We start from the raw sequence: 18,209 nt of genomic DNA, 5'->3' as shown, positions 1-18,209 counted from the left end.
ACCATGACGGACCGTTTCGACGCCAAGGACCTGGCGCGCGCCGTGCAAGCCGGCATTCTCCAGCCGGGCCAGGACCAGGCCCTGCTGGCCTTCCTGCGCCAGCAGCCGGCACAGCGCGGCAGCTTCCAGCTGGCCCATGTCGCTTTCTACTTCGGCGCCATGCTGATCATGGCAGCCATGGGCTGGCTGCTCACCGAAGCCTGGATGCGCATCGGCGACTGGGCACTGCTGGTCATCGCCAGCCTCTATATCCTGCTGCTCACGCTGTTCGCCGTTAACCTGCAACGGCGCGTACAGCCCGTCGCGGCCGGGGTGCTGGCAGCAGTCGCGGTAAGCATCGTGCCATTGGCGGTGTTCGCCATCGAACGGCTGGCTGGCTGGTGGCCAATGGATGATGCGCAGGCAAACTATCACCAGTACTACACCTACGTGCAGAGCGGCTGGCTGGCAATGGAAGCAGCCACGGTGCTTGCCGGGCTGTTGATGCTGAGGCTGATCCCCTACCCGTTCATCGTCATGCCGATTGCCGTGGCCTTGTGGTTCATGTCGATGGACCTGAGCGAATGGTTCTTCGGCTCGCCATTCAGCTGGGAACAGCGCCGCGAGGTTTCGCTGTGGTTCGGGCTCGGGTTGCTGGTGGTGTTCGTCGGGGTGGACGGCCGCACCCGCGAAGACTACGCCCACTGGGGCTACCTGGCCGGGCTGGCGGCATTCTGGGGCGGGCTGACGCTAGTGGACAGCGGCAGCGAGCTGGGCAAGGCCTTGTACTGCCTGATCAATATTGCCCTGATGGGTATGGCGGTGCTGTTGCGTCGGCCGGTGTTCATGGTTTTCGGGGCGTTAGGCGTGGCGGCTTACCTGGGGTACCTGTCGTACGAGGTGTTTGCCGACTCGCTGCTGTTCCCAGTGGTGGTGACCTTGATCGGGCTGGGGGTTATCGGGCTGGGGCTGGTTTACCAGAAGCGGCGGGAGCGGTTGAGCCGGGTGATGCGCGATTGTTTGCCGGGGTGGGTGCGGGCTGCGCTGCCGGCGCTTCGCAGCTGAAATTGTCGGGGCCGCTCCGCGCCCCATCGCGACACAAGGCCGCTCCTACAGGTGGTACGCGATCCCCTGTAGGAGCGGCCTTGTGTCGCGATGGGGCGCAAAGCGGCCCCAAAATGTCAGCCTTGACCCAGCTCTACAATCTCGTACCCGTGGGTAATCTCAACCCCGGCACGCTCGAGCATGATCGAAGCCGAGCAATACTTCTCCGCCGACAGCTCTACCGCACGCTTGACCTGGGCCTCCTTCAGCCCACGCCCCTTCACCACGAAGTTCATGTGGATCTTGGTAAACACCTTCGGGTCTTCGCTGGCACGCTCGGCCTCCAGGAACGCCTCGCAGCTTTCTACCGCCTGGCGCGACTTCTTCAGAATGCTGACCACGTCAAAGCTGCTGCAGCCACCCAGGCCCAGCAACAGCATTTCCATCGGGCGCACGCCCAGGTTACGGCCGCCGGCCTCGGGCGGGCCGTCCATCACGACGACATGGCCGCTCCCCGATTCGCCGAGGAACATCGCCTCACCGGCCCACTGGATACGTGCCTTCATCTACCCGGACTCCTGATTTTCGGAAAAGGGTGTCAGCTTAGACCTTGTACGGCTGTGGGAAAAGCACGAGTCGTGTCGGTTTAGTACCGAAACATCCTGTAGTGTCTGATAAGCTGGCGCCAAATGACTGGCGCGCTCCGCCAGCCGACCTTTATAAAAAGCCTATGCGTCATATCGAACAGGACTTCGTGATGGTTGCTTCCGCCCTACCCGCCAAGATCAAGAACATCGACAAGCTGCTGGTGCACTGCCAGCGCCGTCGCTATACCGCCAAAAGCAACATCATCTGCGCCGGCGACCGGGCCGAGACACTGTCGTTCATCATCAAGGGTTCGGTCACCATCCTCATCGAGGACGATGACGGCCATGAAATGATCATCGCCTACCTCAACAATGGCGACTTCTTCGGCGAGTTGGGCCTGTTCGAACCGGTCGAGGGTGAACAGCAGCGCAGTGCCTGGGTGCGCGCCAAGACCGAATGCGAAGTAGCCGAAATCAGTTATGAGAAGTTTCGCGAACTGGCGCGCCAGGACCCGGAAATCCTCTATGCCCTGGGCAGCCAGATGGCCCAGCGCCTGCGCAACACCACGCGCAAGGTCGGCGACCTGGCGTTCTTCGACGTTACCGGGCGTGTCGCCCGCTGCCTGCTGGAACTGTGCAAGCAACCCGACGCCATGACCCACCCCGACGGCATGCAGATCAAGATCACTCGTCAGGAAATCGGCCGCATCGTCGGTTGCTCGCGGGAAATGGTCGGCCGCGTCCTCAAGGACCTTGAAGAACGCAGCCTGGTGCAGGTCAAAGGCAAGACCATGGTGGTCTACGGTACCCGCTAGTCCCTGGGCAGGTCGGCCAGTACCTTGGCATAGGCCTGCGACAGCCGCTCGAACCATGGGGCCGCAGGCGCCACTTCGTGCAAGGCGATGTGCGCATCAGCGCGGCAGCGCTGTTCCAGCTCGCAGCACTCGTTGAAGCGGTTGACCGCCGCCACCATCGATTCACGCTCGTTGTCCAGCAGCAGCGCACCGTGCACCAGCACCACCGGGCGCTTGCCACCCAGCCCCTGGCGCCAGCGCTGGGCGGTGCCCACCAGTTTGCGGCCATTGAGGTTGACGTTGTAGCGGCCATCGCAGAAGGCGCCATCGATTTCGCCCACCGACGCCACCCCGCCCCACTCGCGCAGCACGTCACACAGCGGCAGGCACAGGCGCTCGTAGGCGTTTTCGATACGGCCGTGGTCGCCTTCGCTGCGGGGGGCAACATAGACCAGGGCAACGTTCACCGTGGCGTGTGATTGCGGCACCGGCTCGCCACCGGTTTCGCGCAGCAGCACCGGCCAGCCGGCAATCGCCAGCTCCGAACAGGCGGCTTCGAAATTGTCCAGACGGCTCATGCGCCGGGGCATGACCAGGGCGTGGTCGGTCGGGCGCCAGAACAGCACGCCACTGTCGCGCTCGCCGCGGCAGACGGCGGCCAGCAATTCCTGTTCGGCGTGCAGGCCTTGTTCTACGGTCAGGGCCAGGGGTTGATCGGTCATTGATCCACCTTTGATGTTGTTATTCAGGGCCTCTTCGCGGGCACGCCCGCTCCCACAGGGATTACCACAGGCCCCGAGGGTGATGGAGAACCTGTGGGAGCGGGCGAGCCGAAGCGTCGGACCGCCGCGAAGGGGCCATTACAGGCATACAAAAAAGCCGGCAATAACGCCGGCTTCATTTGATCAGTCCAGTTGCTGAACAGTCTTCTTCACCTGTTCCGGGAAGAACAACCGCTGCAGCTCCAGCCCCGGCTGCTCGGCGCGCATGAACGCCTCACCGACCAGGAAGGAGTAGACCTCGTTGATCTCCATCAGCTCCACATCGGCCCGGTTAAAGATGCCACTCTCGGTAATCGCCAGGCGATCACGCGGAATACGCGGCAGCAGGTCGAGGGTGGTTTCCAGGCTGACCTCGAAGGTGTGCAGGTTGCGGTTGTTAACCCCCACCAGCGGTGTATCCAGGGTTTTCAACGCACGCTCCAGCTCATCGCCGTCGTGCACTTCCACCAGCACGTCGAGGCCGACATCCTTGGCCGTGGCCGCCAGTTCGGCCATCTTCACGTCATCCAGCGCCGACACGATCAGCAGTACACAGTCCGCGCCCAGGGCCCGGGCCTCGACGATCTGGTACGGGTCGACCATGAAATCCTTGCGGATCACCGGCAGCGACACCGCCGCGCGGGCCTGCTGCAAGTACTCGTCGGCACCCTGGAAGTAGTCCACATCGGTCAGCACCGACAGGCAAGTCGCCCCGCCCTTCTCGTAGCTGACGGCGATTTCCGCCGGCACGAAATGCTCGCGAATCACGCCTTTGCTCGGCGAGGCCTTCTTGATTTCGGCAATCACCGCCGGTTGCTTGCGCGCGGCTTGCTCGATCAGGGCCTTGGCAAAGCCACGCGGGGCGTCGGCAGCCTTGGCCAGGGCCTCCAGCTCGGCGAGGCTGACGCGCGCGCTGCGCTCGGCCACTTCCTGAAACTTGCGGGCGATGATCCTTTCCAGCACCGTCGGCACACTCATGCTTCGTTCTCCACCTTGAATACTGCAGTAAAGGCGCCCAGCTCCTGCAGCTTCTCCCAGGCCAGCCCGGTGTGCAGTACGTCGTGGGCCAGTTCCACACCGGCTTTCAGGCTCATGGCATGGTCAGCGGCATACAGCGCCGCGCCCGCATTGAGCACGATCATCTCGGCGGCCTTCTGGCCGTTTTCGGTCTTGCGTCGGCCTAGCGCATCGCGGATCAGCTCCAGCGACGCCTGCGGGTTCTCGACGGCCAGGCCGTGCAGGCTCTGGCTCTTCATGCCGAGGTCTTCCGGCTCCACCCAGTATTCGGTGATTTCACCATTTTTCAGTTCGGCGACGAAGGTCGGCGCAGCCAGGCTGAACTCGTCCAGGCCGTCCTTGGAGTGCACCACCAGCACGTGCTTGCTGCCCAGGCGCTGCAGTACTTCAGCCAACGGGCGGCACAGGGTCTGGGCAAATACACCGACCACCTGGTGCTTCACCCCGGCCGGATTCGTAAGCGGGCCGAGCATGTTGAACAGGGTTCGCAGCCCCAGGTCGCGACGCGGGCCGGCAGCGTGCTTCATGGCCGAATGATGGCTTTGCGCGAACATGAAGCCGATGCCCAGGCTGTCGATGCAGCGGGCCACCTGGGTGGGCGTCAGGTTCAGGTAGATACCGGCGGCCTCCAGCAGGTCGGCACTGCCGCTCTTGCCTGACACCGCGCGGTTGCCATGCTTGGCCACGGTGCAACCTGCCGCCGCCAGGACGAACGACGAGGCGGTGGACACGTTGAAGATGTTGGCGCCATCACCGCCGGTACCGACGATATCGACCACGCCATCGAGGCTCTGCAGTTCGACCTTGTCGGCCAGCTCGCGCATCACCGACACCGCACCGACGATCTCGTCGATGCTTTCGCTCTTCATGCGCATGCCCATCAGGAAGGCGCCGATCTGCGCTTCGCTGCACTGGCCGGTCATGATCTGGCGCATGACGTCGCGCATTTCTTCGGTTGAAAGGTCCAGCTGGCCGACGATACGGCTCAACGCACTCTTGATATCCATGTTCGATCCTTAGCGGCGGCCGCCGGTCTGCTTGAGGAAGTTGGCGAACAGTTCGTGGCCCTGTTCGGTCAGGATCGACTCGGGGTGGAACTGCACCCCTTCGATATTCAGCGTCTTGTGGCGCAGGCCCATGATCTCGTCGACCGAACCATCAGCATGGGCGGTCCAGGCGGTCACTTCCAGGCACTCGGGCAAGGTTTCGCGCTTTACCACCAGCGAGTGGTAACGGGTCACGGTCAACGGGTTGTTGAGGCCGGCGAACACGCCCAGGTCACGGTGGTGAACCGGGCTGGTCTTGCCGTGCATCACCTGGCGGGCACGTACCACATCACCACCAAAGGCCTGGCCGATGGACTGGTGGCCCAGGCATACGCCTAGGATCGGCAGCTTGCCGGCAAAGTGCAGGATGGCCTCGATGGACACGCCCGCCTCGCTCGGCGTGCACGGGCCTGGAGATACGACGATGCGCTCGGGGTTGAGGGCTTCGATCTGGGCGATGGTCATTTCGTCATTGCGAATGACCTTTACCTCGGCACCCAGCTCGCCAAGGTACTGAACGACGTTGTAAGTGAATGAGTCGTAATTGTCGATCATCAGCAGCATTTTAAGCTTAACCTCTTGTTTTTACTGCCTTTCTATAAATTCACTCCGCCTTGATACCCGCATATGTACCCGCTTTTTCTGTTACTGGACAGGGTCGGGGTCAGGCCATCAGCCAAGGGAAACAGGAGCGAACAAGGACGAACCGGCTATGCCGGCAGGAGAAAGTCAGCCGCGCCAGCGCCAACGAGCGAGGGCTTTGATGACGCGCATCAGGAGGGCACTACTGGTGTTCACGGAGATATCTCGCGTTGCTATCCGGGCACAGTAGCCGACCGCGCAGTTCGATGCAATAACACTGTACCGATCACCACTTGTGGAGGCCACTCTGCTTCACAGTAAAGTTCAGCTTGCCCTCACCCCACCTTCTTACCCAGCCACCAAGAACCAATCTCGACAAATAAGTCACAAATCGTCCAATTGGTCACAAAAAGAACAGACACCCAAACGCTTCGGACTATTGCTCATCCCATATCTCCTTTAAGGCGTCAGCCAGCCTTCCGGATATTCCTCAGAAATCGATTCAAAAAAAATTCAGACCTTTATTACTCATGTGAGCACGGGCAGATAGTGCCCGCACTCCCTTGACGTCAAGTTACCCAGGAGTCTGAACAAATGACTATTTGCTGTCCTTCTTGCGGTTCTCTGCGCATTGTCGCGCGTAATCATGCTCGCAAACTCGGCGGAGTAGTTGGTGCTGTTGGTGGAACAGCCAGCGGCGCCGCTGGCGCTTTGTCGGGCGCTCAAAGCGGCGCAGCCCTGGGAGCAATCGCAGGGCCGATTGGAATTACCTTGGGCGGCCTTGCTGGAGCGATCCTGGGAGGCCTGGCGGGCGGCACCGCCGGCAGCCTGGCTGGGGCGCGAATGGGCGAAGAAATAGACTCTCGCGTGCTCGACAACTTCGAATGCCAGCACTGTGGCCTGGCCTTCTCCCAAAACGATTACTGATCCAACACACCCCAGCTGCACCGCCTAACCCCTCCCCTATCGAATATTTGAACGGCATAAAGCCTGGCCCATAGCGGGCCAGGCTTTATGCCGTCTGTCGCTTGTACCGACAAGGAGTTTCCAATGGCACATCTCATCGAAACCATGGCTTACGCTGGCGCCACCCCGTGGCACGGCCTGGGCAACCAACTCACGCAGAAGCAGCCCATTGAAGTCTGGCAACACGAAGCCGGGATGGACTGGCAGATCCTGGAAAGCCCTGTGCACTTCAAGTCGGATGCCATCGGCCACCTGGGCGCGATCCACTCATTCCAGGAACAGAAAGTGCTCTATCGTTCGGACACCAAGGCACCGCTGTCAGTGGTCTCGCAGCGTTATCACACCGTCCAGCCTCGTGAGGTGCTGGAGTTCTACCGCGATCTGACCGAGGTTTCCGGTTACGAGCTGGAAACTGCTGGCGTGCTCAAGGGCGGGCGCAAGTTCTGGGCGCTGGCGCGTACCGGACAGGGCGCTGCACTCAAGGGCAATGATCAGGTAAATGGCTATTTGCTGCTGGCCACGTCCTGTGACGGAACTCTGGCCACCACGGCAACGCCCACCACCATCCGCGTAGTCTGCAACAACACGTTGACCATCGCCCTGGACGGCACCAGCCGTGCGATCAAGGTGCCGCACAGCACACGCTTCGATGGCGATCTGGTGAAGAAGCAGCTTGGTATCGCCGTCTCGCAATGGGACGACTTCATGTACCGCATGCGCCACCTGGCTGAACGCAAGGTGCAGTGGCATGAGGCACTGGGCTTCTTTATGAACGTGATGTGCGACACCAGCCCGACCGGAGCCTTGCCGGAACAGCTGCCCAACGAGCGCGCTCTGCGCAAAGTGCAGGAACTGTACGAAGGCCGTGGTCGCGGCAGCCAACTGGACTCGGCACGCGGCACCGCCTGGGGCCTGCTCAATGCCGTGACCGAGTACGTCGATCACGAACGCCGGGCGCGCAGCACTGAGTATCGATTGGACTCTGCCTGGTTCGGCCAGGGCGCGCAGATCAAGCAACGCGCCTTGGACGCAGCGCTGCAGCTCGCCGCTTAAGCTGATGCGGCATAAACACAACCCCTGATCGCCACAAGGGTGATCAGGGGTTGTTCAGCTGCTCTGCATTAAATGATCGCCCTTAATCAGGCGTTCACCCAATCCTCGACGCGCAAACCTGGGACTCGCTCGAACTCACGAAGATTATTCGTGACCAGAATCAGTCCCTGGGCACGTGCGTGTCCTGCAATCATCTGATCATACGGGCCAATAGGCTTGCCGATACGAGCCAACTCAGCTCGCAATTGCCCGGAATGAGCCGCTGCCTGAGCGTCGTAAGGCAGTACTTCCAGGCGCGCAGCAAAACCTTCAACGTCCGCCAGATTACGCTCGGGATTAGCGGACTTCTCGGCGCCGTAAATAAGCTCCATCAGGGTGACAGTGCTGATGCTCAGCTGCCCTGAATGGCGCTTGAAGGCTTCCCGCACCTGCTCAGGACGATTCTTGATCGTGAAAATGCAGATGTTGGTATCAAGCATGTACTTCAGCATCAGAACGCATCCCGCTCTTGATCTGCAGGCTGCTCGCGATCCGCCATGTAGTCAGCGGTCACACCTTCGCCATCGAACCAGACGTCCCAGGCCTCACCTGCCGGCGTGATGATTCGGGCTCGACCAACTACCACTACATCCACCCGCTTCACATCCTCAGGCAGCGCAACCGCCTTGGGCAAACGCACCGCCTGACTGCGGTTGCTCTGAAAAACTGCACCTTGCTCCATGGAAACCTCCTGGGGATATACCTTGCGTATAGCCCATTGTGCCAATCAAGCGGGATATGTCAACGGCATATCCCAAACTAGCCATCCACCTACCACCATAAACGCCCGGTCAGCCTTGTGCTGGCTGGGCGTTTTTATGCCTGCAGGAGAAACATGATGAAAGCCACTTCATTGAATCGCAGCCCCAGCAAACCCCGCCCTGCCCTACGTCTGATCAGCACCAAGGAATTGCCCCGCGAGGACTGGCTGCAGATCCGCAAGCAAGGCATTGGCAGCTCGGATGCTGCCGCAGCAGTAGGACTGAATCCCTATAAATCGCAGTTGGAGCTGTGGCTGGAGAAAACCGGACGGGATGCCAGCATGCCCAAGGCTGATCCGCACGATGAGGAAAGCCCGATGTACTGGGGTAACGTCCTGGAGCCCATCGTGGCCTGGCACTACAGCAAGCGCACTAAGAACAAAGTACGGCGCATCAATGCTGTACTGCAGCACCCGAATCCGGAGCAGCCTTGGATGCTGGCCAACATCGACCGCGAGGTGATCGGGGCTGACGACGTGCAGATCCTCGAATGCAAGACAGCCGGCATAAACGGGGCACGCCTCTGGAAAGAGGGCGTGCCTGAGTATGTGCAGTTGCAGGTGATGCACCAGCTCGCCGTCACCGGCAAGCAGGCGGCGGATGTAGCGGTACTGCTGGGTGGTCAGACACTGGAGATCCACCGCATCGAACGGGATGAGCAGATGATCGCTCGCTTGGTCGAGCTGGAGCGCAAGTTCTGGCACTACGTTGAAACCGACACACCGCCACCGGCTGATGGCACGGCTTCCGCTGAATCGGCCCTGCGCTGCCTCTATCCGGATGACAACGGTCAGGTCGTCGACTTTAGTGGCCATGCCGGGCTGGCCGCAGCCTTCATTGAACTGAAGGCCGTTCGCCAGTCGATTGCCGACAAGGAAAAGCGTGAGGCCGAGCTCAAGCAGATGCTGCAGCAGGCCATGGGCGATGCCAGTCGGGCAGAGTTTTCCAGCGGCTATGTCAGCTGGCGCAAGGCCAAGGACAGCATCGGCCTCGATGTCGCTCAACTGCTCAAAGACAAGCCCTACCTGCAGGCCAAGTACCCGCTGCTGAAACCGGGTGCACGGCGCTTCTTGGTCGGCTGAAACCCAACTTCTCCAACCCTTCCCTCCCCCTTGGCCAGTCCATGCAGGTCGCGCTGCGTGGCTGGCCTTTTTTTTCACTTCCAGGAGACTCACCATGCTCAAAGGTCTGGCTATCACTCCGCCGGTGCTCGGGCGGATTTCAATCGGCAAGGTCATCGAGAAGAACGGTAAACGGCTGCCGGAAAAGGATGACCAGTTCACCATCACTTCCCAGGTGCAAGGCAAGGACGGCTGGCTGCTGCACCCGCTCAACGACGAGCTGCGCCACGGTAAGGACGACAAGCTGCGCAGCATTCCGGTACGGCTGCTGTTCAACGAGCCCGAGCTGAATTTCCGGGCGGACTACACGCTGTTCGACCGACAGTCCGGACGCCCAATCTGCGTGGGCAATGGTGAAACCTGCAAGCGGGTCACTCAGGACGGCATGCAGTCGCTGCCCTGCCCTTCGCCGGATGCCTGTCCACTGGCCAAGGGCGGTGCCTGCAAGCCCTATGGGCGACTGAACGTGGTCATTGGCGATGAAGATCCGCTGGGCAGTTTTGTGTTCCGCACCACGGGTTTCAACAGCATCCGCACCCTGGCTGCTCGCCTGCATTACTTCCAGGCCATCTCGGGTAACCGCCTGGCCTGTCTGCCGCTGGAACTGCGCCTGCGTGGCAAGTCGACTCGGCAGAGCCACGGCACGCCGATCTTCTACGCCGATCTGACGGTGCGCGGAGGCATGGATATGGCCGAGGCGCTGGTGACGGCTACTGAACTCGATTCACGGCGACAGGCTACTGGCTTCAATCAGGCGGCTTTGGATGAGGCAGCACGGCGTGGCTTCGGCAACGGAGCCTTTGAGGACAGCGAGGAGGATGTCAGCGCCATCGTGGAAGAGTTCTACACCGAGGGTGAAGCACCGGCTGCAGCAACTACCTCTCCACCCAATCCCACCAAACCCAGCCTGGCTGAAAAGCTTGAGGCACAAGCTGCGCGTCAAAACTCGCCAACTGATCAAGACCAAGGAGGCCGTCATGCGCCTGCACAAGCTGAAAGCCAGTGACACGACCGGCACCTATCTGGTCGAGTCACCGGTTACGGAAACCGACATCATGCTGATGGCACGGCAGTTGGCGAATCTGCGGCTGCGCCGGGGGCGAGCACTGACCTCACCAAAGGAAGTGTTCAGCCACCTGCAGGCACTGCTGGCCGGATACGAGCATGAGGTGTTCGCCCTGCTCATGCTCGATAGCCAACACCGAGTGATTGCGTTTGAGGAAGTGTTTCGCGGCACCCTGGACGGAGCCAGTGTCTACCCCAGGGAGATCGTGAAAATCGCACTGGAGCACAACGCCGCCGCAATGATCCTGGTGCACAACCACCCCTCAGGTGATCCCGAGCCCAGCCAGGCCGACCGTATCTTGACCAGCAAGCTGAAGGACGCACTGAGCCTGGTCGGAGTCAGAACGCTCGACCACATCGTGGTAGGGCATGAAGGTTGTACATCATTGGCAGAACAGGGCTGTCTGTAAGGAGACACGATGAAGCTACTACTACGCACCTTCGCAGCTGTATTTGTCTTTGCCGGCATCCTAGCTGGCTGTCTGGCAATGTTGCTGCTGGTGATTATGATGGTGCGCTTTCCACCACTGCTGATAGCGGTGGTACTGGCGTGCTGGATCTTCTGTCGACTGCAGGCAGCACCATCAAGCAAGTGACTGACGTCAGTGGAAACGGATGTCCCGCTCCGCTGAGGGTGGGACATCCTTTATTTTTTGTGTCTGCTGATAAGGCCCGAAGCGCGCTTGCTAATCAGCCTAATCCCAGAGGGACTCAGCTATCCGCGTCCCTGATCCTAAACTCAGGGTTCACCTGGACGACTACATCCGACGGCGCACTGACAAGCGCAACGTCATCCACGCAGTCATCGGCGTCACCGGTACTGAAGAATACGTGCCAAGTGAATTCCCCGTAAGCGTCCGCTCTCTACCGTCTTGACCCTCAGACTTTAATCCGCTTCAGACGCTGATTGATGTCGTCGCGGTCAAATGCCGTGGGATCGAAGGTATCGCCGTACCAGTCGAGCATGTCCAAGTATTCGGGATGTTCGGGGTCGGCAAGCGCGTCCAGAAAATCCGCGTAACCCGGTGCACCGCCGACATCCTCCGGCGGGCTGGCATTGGCGCCGTCGATGCAATACAGCACATGCGGGCACGCAATGGCCGGCAACAGCCGCTCGATCTTGATCCGGTGCTCCCAGTTGTCGCCAAAGTCATAGACGTAACGAAACGCCTTCGACCCATACAGCACCTTTGTCAGCGTCTTGCGCTGTTCCGAAACGACCGGAGGGCCCCAGTCGGGATCGGGAATACCGTAGCTTTCGCCAGCGATTTCAAACTCATGAAGATGGGTGTCACTCCAGCCCATCACCGCCTGAATAACCTGGTGCAGTTTGCTCAGGGTGATGCGCTCGGGCACGGCGACCCGGCGCCAGATGGCGGGTTTTATCCACGTCAGTTCGATGTGCAGTTGCAGGAGACGGTCGTTCGCCGGCTTGGGCAAACGGGTGACGTTGGGCATGGGTCAAGCGGCCTCATGTTCTAGGGTAGGCAGAGCAATATTCCAGGGCAGCAAGTCGTCGAGCTGATTGATTGGGTAGTCGGCGATGCGCTCCAGCACGTGCGTCAAATAAGCCTGTGGGTTCAATGCGTTGAGCTTGGCTGAACCGACCAGGCTGTAGATCGCCGCCGCTCTTTCTCCGCCTGCGTCGGAACCGGCGAACAGAAAATTCTTGCGACCCAGGGCGACTGCACGCAGGGCCCGTTCGGCGGCATTGTTGTCGATTTCAATGCGGCCATCCGCGCAGTAGCGCGTCAGCGCCTGCCAACGTGCGAGGGCATAGTGGATCGCACCGCTCAATGCCGATTTGGGCGGCAATTGCGTCAGCGTGTGATTAAGCCAGATGTGCATGTGCGCCAGCAGCGGGCTGGCTCGCCGCTGCCACACTGCGCGTCGTTGATCGGGCGGCTGTCCGCGAATTTCCGCCTCGATGGCGTATAGCGCGCCAATCCGTTGCAGGGCCTCAGCCGCAATCGGCGAGGCCAGTGCCTTGTGCAGGTCGAAAAACTTGCGTCGAGCATGTGCCCAGCATGCCGCCTCGTGAATCGTGCCCGAGGCATAGAGTTGCGCGAAACCGGCATAGCCATCGGCTTGCAACGTCCCGGCGAAGCCCCGGAGATGGGCTCGGGGGTGCTCGCCTTTGCGATCCGGCGAGTAGGCAAACCAGACCGCCGGCGGCGTGCTACTACCTGCGGGGCGCTCGTCGCGCACATACGTCCACAAGCGTCCGGTCTTGGTTTTACCCTGGCCGGGGGCGAGCACGGCGATCGGCGTGTCGTCGGCGTGGACTTTGTTGGCGGCCATGATGTGCTGTCGCAACCGGCTGACCAATGGCTGCAAGAGCCGGCTCGCTTCGCCGATCCAGTCGGCCATGGTCGAGCGCTCTAGGGACACGCCCTCACGCGCATAGATTTCGGACTGCCGATACAGCGGCAGATGATCCACGTATTTGGACACCAGCACATGGGCCAACAATCCCGGCCCGGCAAGACCCCGGGAAATCGGTCGGCTCGGGGCCGGCACCTGCACGATCCCGTCACAGCAGCGGCAGGCCAACTTGGGCCGCACGTGGCGAATCACCTTGAAGCGCGCCGGCACGTACTCCAGAACTTCGGCCACGTCATCGCCCAGATGACGAAGTTCGCCGCCACAGCCTGGGCACTGCGCATCGGGTCGATGGACGTGGATTTCACGGGGCAAATGCTCGGGCAATGGCTTGCGGCGTACGGGTGTACGTGGGCGCGATTGGGCTGGTGGTGGCGAGGCCAATGCGGCCTGGCTGACCTGCAACTCTTCGAGCGTCAGTTGCAGTTGGTCGAGCATGCCATCGAGTTGCTCGGAACGCCGACCGAACTGCATGCGCCGCAGCTTGGCGATCATCAGTTTCAGGTGCTCGATTTCCCCGCGCTGGGCGGTAACCAAGGCTTTCAAGGCCTGGATGTCGTCAGGAAGGAAGTCGGTCGCGCAAGTCATGGCGCGATGTTACTGGTGTTCTCAAGCGTTGAACATCAGACTGCTCGTACCGGTGCGGTGCGCAGCGGTCGGCGCCAATCGATGCCCTCCAACAGCATCGCGAGTTGTGCCGTCGTCAAGGAGACGCTGCCGCTGGTGGCTTGCGGCCAGACGAAGCGCCCCTGTTCAAGCCGCTTGCAGAACAGGCACAAGCCATCGCCATCCCACCACAGCAATTTGATCCGGTCACCGCGCCGTCCCCGAAACACGAAGATCTGGCCGGAGAACGGATCCGCCTCAAGTTGGGTTTGCACCAGGGCCGCCAGGCCATCGAACCCCCGCCGCATGTCGGTGGCTCCAGCCACGATCCAGATGCGAGTCCCGATGGGCGGGGCAATCATCGCAACACCTGCTGCAAGACCAGTTGCAAGGTTTGCGGGTCGGGCACGCCCTCAATGCGCAAGGTGACCCGACCGCACTCCACAACCAGTCCGCCCGGACTCGACGGCAGTGGCATTGCCTCTTCCGCTGAGGGCGTCGGCGCCTTGCTCAGGTTGACCGGCAACAAAGTAACCTGGTGGGCAACTGGCCCCAGCTGCCCCTCCCGATAGTGACGGCGCCATTTGAAGACGAGGTTGGCGTTGACCTCATGCTCTCGGGCGATCAACGCGACGGATGCGCCGGGCAATAGCGTGGCCTCGACGACACGACGCTTGAACTCCACCGAAAAGTTGGGGCGGCGACTGCCGCGAGGAGTAGAGGGGGGCGTATCCACAATGGTGTCCACTAAAAAATGGTGGGCACCATTGTGGCTATTCGAGGCTAGGGCAGGCAGTGGGTGCAGGGCGGACGCTTACAATTCCCCTTGGGCTGTAGTCGCAGCGAAAGTAGCTCGACGCACTTCGTCAGCACCTTTTTGCACAGGCGCTGACACCTGCGTCGTATCCTCAACGACCTGCTGAATCTCTCCGGGGCTGATCGTGCTGGTCTTCCCAGCATGCTCAATCTCAGCCCCACGGTAGCACTCGATATAGAATCCCATGTAAAGCACTCCTTCAGTTGAAGAAGTGACTCTACCAAATCTGCCCCAAGGACCGATCAATTAGCAGCCGATGAGATTGAGTCTCCCTGCGTTGCATCCAGCGGGCTTGCAGGGAACGAATGTTCACGAAAAATGCTCGGTTCAGCCGGCACTTCGCAACGATGCCGACTTTGGATCGTAAATCACTCCAGCGATCGAGCCGTCGCGAATACGCTCCACAGCCTCGTTGATAACGTGCAGCGGTACCAGAAACCACTCCCTGGGTTTGACCGGATTACCGAAGCGATCAGGGATCGTCAGCTCAATCTGGGCAGGGCTGAACAGGCGGTGGAACAGGTTTTCCATCCGCGTGCGATTGATGTTGTGCAGCTTGTAGGTGGCGACCACCTCAACATCTGCCAGCAGGTAGGTGGCGTCCTTGTCAGCCCCGGCGATACGTGTTTCCACCTTGCCGCCAGTGACGCCGATCTTGTGGATCAGCTCGCGATGTTCGGCTACGAAGGGATGCGTTGAGTGGCTGCGCAGCACGTAAATGGTGCCACTCTCGATGTCGTCGGGCTCCAGTGTTTCGCCAAACAACGGGCCGGCATCCGCATCGGTAATACGACGGCCGGCATCGTCCTTGTAGAGCGCACGCTGCAAGGATCTTCGCAGTAGATTGCTCTCGGTGCCGTTGGAGTAGATCACCCTCAGCCGGGCATCGCTTTCACCATTCGGTGCCTTAATGGTCTCACCGACCTCAGCTACATAAACCGTCTGCCCACCGAGAATGAAGAACTGGCCTTCCTCAATGCTCGCATCCCGGATGAAGGTGCGGGTAACTCGAACGCCCGACTGCAGCTCGCGCTGCACTTGCTCAAACAGCGGCTGGAACCGCTCAAAGTCCTCGCAACGCTCGCGTTGTGCAATCTCCTCGGCCTCACGTTTTTCGGCATTGCTGCGAACATGACGTAGGTTCTGAATATCCGCCCCCTCGTCGTCGCCGGCCAGTTCCGCCAACAGTTCGTCGTCCGTCATGGTGTAGTCGCCTTGTGGCTCCCGCACCTCAAACGCATTCAGTAGGCCCTGATGGTCGAGAGGCATGAGCAGGGTGCGGCATTCTTCCTGATCGCGCAGGCGATCCAGGCGCACGGCATACAGGCGCTCGAAGATGTCTTTATCATCGCCGTGGCGCGGCGCATGGCCGTGCTCCTCAACAAAACGCTGAATGTCTTCGAAGCCGGCAATGATGCGCTCCTCGCGAGGAGTGCGGCCGGTCTTCTTGCCTGAAGCGGCGAAATCGGAAAGCTCCGCTTCCAGCTCATCCAGATCAAATTCGTTAGCCATAACGGCCCTCTTTCTTGAAACGCATAAAGGCGGCAGCGCCTTCCGCCATGCTCCGCTCCCATGGGTCTTGAGCAGTCAGGGAAGGTACCCGGCCATGATCTTTCTTGAATTTTACAGCCCGCACAGCAAGGTCTTTGGCCTCTTCAGGCGTCAGGCGAGTGCGTTTGGCACCAATCACTGCCGCAACCTGCTTGAGACTTTCCTCGCTCATGGTCTTTGCGAGAATGGCGTAGGCCTCGCTGAACGGGTTGATCCGGTCGATCAGGTCGATATCCAGCTCACGCACATCCATCGCGAACTTGCGCACGCCATCAATCAGGGCAGTGCTCGGGGCGCTATTTGCTCCAGTGACGGTCCCTTGCAGATCATCACCCAGCACCAGTTGCTTGGCTTGCTGAGCCAAGTTCAGTGCAGCAATGGCGTGCTGGCGAACGGCCTCGTGATCCTCGGCATCCAGTTCGGGGTACTTGTCGCGGATGATCTTACCCAGGCGCAGCTGGGTCAGTTCTTCGGGAACCAGCTCCTCATCGAACAGGCCGCGCTCGATGTTGGTCTTGTCCTGAACGAAGCTGGCAATCACCTCGTTCAGGTCTTCCTGGCAAATACGGCTGGCCTCAGGGCTCTTGGGTTCGGCCAGACCTTTGATCTCGATCTGCAGCTGCCCGGTTTCATGGTTGAAACCCACGTTGCACTTGTCAGGCTGATAACCCGCATCACCGTAGTCAAAGCCCTCCTGCGGCCCAGAGGTGGGAGTCTTCGGCTTGAACTCGAAACGCGGGGCCAAAACCTGCTCCATCAGTAGGCTGGCGGCAATCGCCTTGAGCGTATCGTTCACCGCCTCGGTCACCACCTTCTCGCTGGCATCCGGCTCAGCGATCAGGTTGGTAAAACGTGCCCGCGCCTTGCCGGGTGCATCGCGTGTCGCCCTCCCGATAATCTGCACAATCTCGGTCAGGCTGGAACGGTAGCCGACTGTGAGGGCGTGCTCGCACCAGATCCAGTCGAAGCCCTCTTTGGCCATGCCCAGCGCGATGATGATATCGACATGATCGCGGTTGTTCTTCTGAGTCGGGTCTTTCAAGGCAGCCGAAACTTTATCGCGCTTGGCCGGGTCGTCATCCACCAGGTCAGCAATACGCAGTACACGCCCATCGGCGGTCTTCACCAGCTGGAAGCCCGTCACCGGGTCGGTGCCCTGCCACTCGCCCAACTCTTCGATGATGTGCTCCACCTCGCGAATCTTGTCCTTGGTGCTCTCGCGGGAGTTCACGTTGGGGATGTGGAGGATAGTCTTTTCGTTCGGGTCGAGGACTTTGAGGATGTCGTCGGAGTAAGCACCTGAGTAGAAGTAGTAACCAATATCCAACTTCTTCAGGTGCTCATAGCCGTTGAGCTGCTCGTAGTAGGTGTAGGTCACGGTGTCGAAGCGAGCTTCGTCAGCGGGTGACAGCACAGCCTCGGCATCGCCACGGAAGTAGGAGCCAGTCATCGCCACGATGTGCACCTTGTCGCGGGCGATCAGTTGGCCCAGGTACGTACCCAGCCTGTTCTCCGGGTTGGCGGAAACGTGGTGAAACTCGTCCACGGCGATCAAACGGTCATCGAACGCGACCACCCCGAATTTTTCCACCGCAAAACGGAAAGTGGCATGGGTACAAACCAGCACCTGGTCGCTGCTTTCCAGAAACGTTCCCACTGCATTGACCTTACCGCCCTCGTCGGTGCCGGGGGCATCGCACAGGTTCCAACGCGGCTCCACATGCCAGTCGGCCCAGAAACCGTGGCGGCTCAGCGGCTCATCGTGAAAGCTCGAACCAATGGATTTTTCCGGCACCACGATGATGGCCTGCTTGATGCGCTGGTGCGCCAGCTTGTCCAGAGCAATGAACATCAAGGCCCGGCTTTTACCGGACGCAGGTGGCGACTTGATCAGCAGGTACTGCTCACCACGTCGCTCGAAGACGCGCTCCTGCATAGGACGCATGCCAAGCTCGTTGGCTTTGGTAGAGCGTCCGTTCTGGGCATAGGAGACGGAAACGGAAGGAACGGTTTGGGTCATGGCTACGCTTCCATTCAG

The 18,209-nt window shown here is 60.5% G+C and carries 20 protein-coding genes; 7 read left to right on the top strand and 13 right to left on the bottom strand.

Features of this window, described 5'->3' with window-relative positions; all coding sequences use genetic code 11:
- Positions 1 to 3: 3 nt before the first annotated feature.
- Entirely contained in the window at positions 4 to 1,044 is a 1,041-nt protein-coding gene (locus ACGLHT_RS07640; protein WP_085618968.1) for a DUF2157 domain-containing protein, read from the top strand.
- Between the two features lie 116 nt (positions 1,045 to 1,160).
- Here ACGLHT_RS07640 and ACGLHT_RS07635 read toward each other — a convergent pair whose 3' ends face one another.
- Positions 1,161 to 1,589 carry an OsmC family protein gene (locus ACGLHT_RS07635; protein ID WP_025337475.1) on the bottom strand — a complete coding sequence of 143 codons (429 nt, stop codon included), beginning with the start codon at positions 1,587 to 1,589 and terminating at the stop codon, positions 1,161 to 1,163.
- Positions 1,590 to 1,780: 191 nt separating this feature from the next.
- Here ACGLHT_RS07635 and crp point away from each other — a divergent pair, with 191 nt between their 5' ends.
- Entirely contained in the window at positions 1,781 to 2,425 is a 645-nt protein-coding gene (crp, locus tag ACGLHT_RS07630; RefSeq protein ID WP_012270218.1) for a cAMP-activated global transcriptional regulator CRP, read from the top strand.
- Here crp and ACGLHT_RS07625 read toward each other — a convergent pair.
- From ACGLHT_RS07625 to ACGLHT_RS07610, 4 genes are all read right to left on the bottom strand, one after another.
- Positions 2,422 to 3,126, bottom strand: coding sequence for a lipoate--protein ligase family protein (locus ACGLHT_RS07625; RefSeq protein ID WP_025337473.1), 705 nt, complete (start codon positions 3,124 to 3,126; stop codon positions 2,422 to 2,424). The two genes, crp and ACGLHT_RS07625, sit on opposite strands and share 4 nt — an antisense overlap.
- Before the next feature lie 183 nt (positions 3,127 to 3,309).
- Complete coding sequence (gene trpC / locus ACGLHT_RS07620; RefSeq protein ID WP_137162853.1) at positions 3,310 to 4,143, bottom strand: indole-3-glycerol phosphate synthase TrpC; 834 nt, start codon at positions 4,141 to 4,143, stop codon at positions 3,310 to 3,312.
- Positions 4,140 to 5,189, bottom strand: a complete 1,050-nt coding sequence (gene trpD / locus ACGLHT_RS07615) for an anthranilate phosphoribosyltransferase (protein ID WP_013970609.1) — start codon at positions 5,187 to 5,189, stop codon at positions 4,140 to 4,142. Before trpD ends, trpC begins: the two co-directional genes overlap by 4 nt.
- A 9-nt stretch (positions 5,190 to 5,198) precedes the next feature.
- The gene (locus ACGLHT_RS07610; protein ID WP_003259809.1) at positions 5,199 to 5,792 is read right to left on the bottom strand and encodes an aminodeoxychorismate/anthranilate synthase component II; all 594 of its coding nucleotides are present in this window, start codon (positions 5,790 to 5,792) and stop codon (positions 5,199 to 5,201) included.
- 1,068 nt (positions 5,793 to 6,860) lie between these two features.
- On the opposite strand from ACGLHT_RS07610, the gene ACGLHT_RS07605 reads away from it, so the two are divergent.
- Entirely contained in the window at positions 6,861 to 7,829 is a 969-nt protein-coding gene (locus ACGLHT_RS07605) for a DUF932 domain-containing protein (RefSeq protein ID WP_009408501.1), read from the top strand.
- An 86-nt stretch (positions 7,830 to 7,915) separates the two neighbouring features.
- Here ACGLHT_RS07605 and vapC read toward each other — a convergent pair whose 3' ends face one another.
- Both vapC and vapB read right to left on the bottom strand, forming a co-directional pair.
- Positions 7,916 to 8,320, bottom strand: a complete 405-nt coding sequence (gene vapC / locus ACGLHT_RS07600) for a tRNA(fMet)-specific endonuclease VapC (RefSeq protein WP_009408500.1) — start codon at positions 8,318 to 8,320, stop codon at positions 7,916 to 7,918.
- Positions 8,320 to 8,550, bottom strand: coding sequence for a type II toxin-antitoxin system VapB family antitoxin (vapB, locus tag ACGLHT_RS07595; RefSeq protein ID WP_003285520.1), 231 nt, complete (start codon positions 8,548 to 8,550; stop codon positions 8,320 to 8,322). Before vapB ends, vapC begins: the two co-directional genes overlap by 1 nt.
- Before the next feature lie 156 nt (positions 8,551 to 8,706).
- Between vapB and ACGLHT_RS07590 the strand changes: the two genes are divergently transcribed.
- The 4 genes from ACGLHT_RS07590 to ACGLHT_RS07575 all read left to right on the top strand — a co-directional run bounded on the left by ACGLHT_RS07590 (position 8,707) and on the right by ACGLHT_RS07575 (position 11,411).
- Complete coding sequence (locus ACGLHT_RS07590; RefSeq protein WP_009408494.1) at positions 8,707 to 9,711, top strand: YqaJ viral recombinase family protein; 1,005 nt, start codon at positions 8,707 to 8,709, stop codon at positions 9,709 to 9,711.
- Between the two features lie 94 nt (positions 9,712 to 9,805).
- Positions 9,806 to 10,756, top strand: a complete 951-nt coding sequence (locus tag ACGLHT_RS07585; RefSeq protein WP_009408492.1) for a hypothetical protein — start codon at positions 9,806 to 9,808, stop codon at positions 10,754 to 10,756.
- A complete protein-coding gene (gene radC, locus ACGLHT_RS07580) occupies positions 10,728 to 11,225 on the top strand; it encodes a DNA repair protein RadC (protein ID WP_009408491.1) in 498 nt (165 codons plus the stop codon). The genes ACGLHT_RS07585 and radC overlap by 29 nt, the downstream gene beginning before the upstream one ends.
- Before the next feature lie 9 nt (positions 11,226 to 11,234).
- Entirely contained in the window at positions 11,235 to 11,411 is a 177-nt protein-coding gene (locus ACGLHT_RS07575; protein WP_009408489.1) for a hypothetical protein, read from the top strand.
- A gap of 283 nt (positions 11,412 to 11,694) precedes the next feature.
- Here ACGLHT_RS07575 and ACGLHT_RS07570 read toward each other — a convergent pair whose 3' ends face one another.
- From ACGLHT_RS07570 to ACGLHT_RS07545, 6 genes are all read right to left on the bottom strand, one after another.
- Complete coding sequence (locus ACGLHT_RS07570; protein ID WP_003291613.1) at positions 11,695 to 12,273, bottom strand: plasmid pRiA4b ORF-3 family protein; 579 nt, start codon at positions 12,271 to 12,273, stop codon at positions 11,695 to 11,697.
- Positions 12,274 to 12,276: 3 nt separating this feature from the next.
- Positions 12,277 to 13,785 (bottom strand): IS66 family transposase, encoded by a 1,509-nt coding sequence (gene tnpC / locus ACGLHT_RS07565; protein WP_009408487.1) that lies wholly within the window; start codon positions 13,783 to 13,785, stop codon positions 12,277 to 12,279.
- Positions 13,786 to 13,820: 35 nt separating this feature from the next.
- Positions 13,821 to 14,165, bottom strand: a complete 345-nt coding sequence (gene tnpB, locus ACGLHT_RS07560; RefSeq protein ID WP_003291615.1) for an IS66 family insertion sequence element accessory protein TnpB — start codon at positions 14,163 to 14,165, stop codon at positions 13,821 to 13,823.
- Entirely contained in the window at positions 14,162 to 14,539 is a 378-nt protein-coding gene (gene tnpA / locus ACGLHT_RS07555; protein ID WP_177342688.1) for an IS66-like element accessory protein TnpA, read from the bottom strand. The genes tnpB and tnpA overlap by 4 nt, the downstream gene beginning before the upstream one ends.
- Positions 14,540 to 14,947: 408 nt before the next feature.
- Positions 14,948 to 16,132 carry a GIY-YIG nuclease family protein gene (locus tag ACGLHT_RS07550; protein WP_009408480.1) on the bottom strand — a complete coding sequence of 395 codons (1,185 nt, stop codon included), beginning with the start codon at positions 16,130 to 16,132 and terminating at the stop codon, positions 14,948 to 14,950.
- Positions 16,125 to 18,191, bottom strand: a complete 2,067-nt coding sequence (locus ACGLHT_RS07545) for a DEAD/DEAH box helicase (RefSeq protein WP_009408478.1) — start codon at positions 18,189 to 18,191, stop codon at positions 16,125 to 16,127. Before ACGLHT_RS07545 ends, ACGLHT_RS07550 begins: the two co-directional genes overlap by 8 nt.
- Positions 18,192 to 18,209: the final 18 nt, after the last annotated feature.

Source organism: Pseudomonas sp. PsB (assembly GCF_043658375.1).
GTDB lineage: Bacteria > Pseudomonadota > Gammaproteobacteria > Pseudomonadales > Pseudomonadaceae > Aquipseudomonas > Aquipseudomonas putida_Z.
This window is presented reverse-complemented; position numbering and strand designations above follow the sequence as displayed.

What these genes read in the sequence shown, in the direction of transcription:
- ACGLHT_RS07585 (WP_009408492.1), top strand. Translation starts at nt 9,806, where the DNA reads ATGCTCAAAGGTCTGGCTATCACTCCGCCGGTGCTCGGGCGGATTTCA.
- ACGLHT_RS07545 (WP_009408478.1), bottom strand. Translation starts at nt 18,191, where the DNA reads ATGACCCAAACCGTTCCTTCCGTTTCCGTCTCCTATGCCCAGAACGGA.
- vapC (WP_009408500.1), bottom strand. Translation starts at nt 8,320, where the DNA reads ATGCTGAAGTACATGCTTGATACCAACATCTGCATTTTCACGATCAAG.
- ACGLHT_RS07635 (WP_025337475.1), bottom strand. Translation starts at nt 1,589, where the DNA reads ATGAAGGCACGTATCCAGTGGGCCGGTGAGGCGATGTTCCTCGGCGAA.
- tnpC (WP_009408487.1), bottom strand. Translation starts at nt 13,785, where the DNA reads ATGACTTGCGCGACCGACTTCCTTCCTGACGACATCCAGGCCTTGAAA.
- trpC (WP_137162853.1), bottom strand. Translation starts at nt 4,143, where the DNA reads ATGAGTGTGCCGACGGTGCTGGAAAGGATCATCGCCCGCAAGTTTCAG.
- ACGLHT_RS07550 (WP_009408480.1), bottom strand. Translation starts at nt 16,132, where the DNA reads ATGGCTAACGAATTTGATCTGGATGAGCTGGAAGCGGAGCTTTCCGAT.
- ACGLHT_RS07605 (WP_009408501.1), top strand. Translation starts at nt 6,861, where the DNA reads ATGGCACATCTCATCGAAACCATGGCTTACGCTGGCGCCACCCCGTGG.
- ACGLHT_RS07625 (WP_025337473.1), bottom strand. Translation starts at nt 3,126, where the DNA reads ATGACCGATCAACCCCTGGCCCTGACCGTAGAACAAGGCCTGCACGCC.
- ACGLHT_RS07575 (WP_009408489.1), top strand. Translation starts at nt 11,235, where the DNA reads ATGAAGCTACTACTACGCACCTTCGCAGCTGTATTTGTCTTTGCCGGC.
- vapB (WP_003285520.1), bottom strand. Translation starts at nt 8,550, where the DNA reads ATGGAGCAAGGTGCAGTTTTTCAGAGCAACCGCAGTCAGGCGGTGCGT.
- ACGLHT_RS07590 (WP_009408494.1), top strand. Translation starts at nt 8,707, where the DNA reads ATGAAAGCCACTTCATTGAATCGCAGCCCCAGCAAACCCCGCCCTGCC.
- trpD (WP_013970609.1), bottom strand. Translation starts at nt 5,189, where the DNA reads ATGGATATCAAGAGTGCGTTGAGCCGTATCGTCGGCCAGCTGGACCTT.
- tnpB (WP_003291615.1), bottom strand. Translation starts at nt 14,165, where the DNA reads ATGATTGCCCCGCCCATCGGGACTCGCATCTGGATCGTGGCTGGAGCC.
- ACGLHT_RS07610 (WP_003259809.1), bottom strand. Translation starts at nt 5,792, where the DNA reads ATGCTGCTGATGATCGACAATTACGACTCATTCACTTACAACGTCGTT.
- ACGLHT_RS07640 (WP_085618968.1), top strand. Translation starts at nt 4, where the DNA reads ATGACGGACCGTTTCGACGCCAAGGACCTGGCGCGCGCCGTGCAAGCC.
- ACGLHT_RS07570 (WP_003291613.1), bottom strand. Translation starts at nt 12,273, where the DNA reads ATGCCCAACGTCACCCGTTTGCCCAAGCCGGCGAACGACCGTCTCCTG.
- radC (WP_009408491.1), top strand. Translation starts at nt 10,728, where the DNA reads ATGCGCCTGCACAAGCTGAAAGCCAGTGACACGACCGGCACCTATCTG.
- crp (WP_012270218.1), top strand. Translation starts at nt 1,781, where the DNA reads ATGGTTGCTTCCGCCCTACCCGCCAAGATCAAGAACATCGACAAGCTG.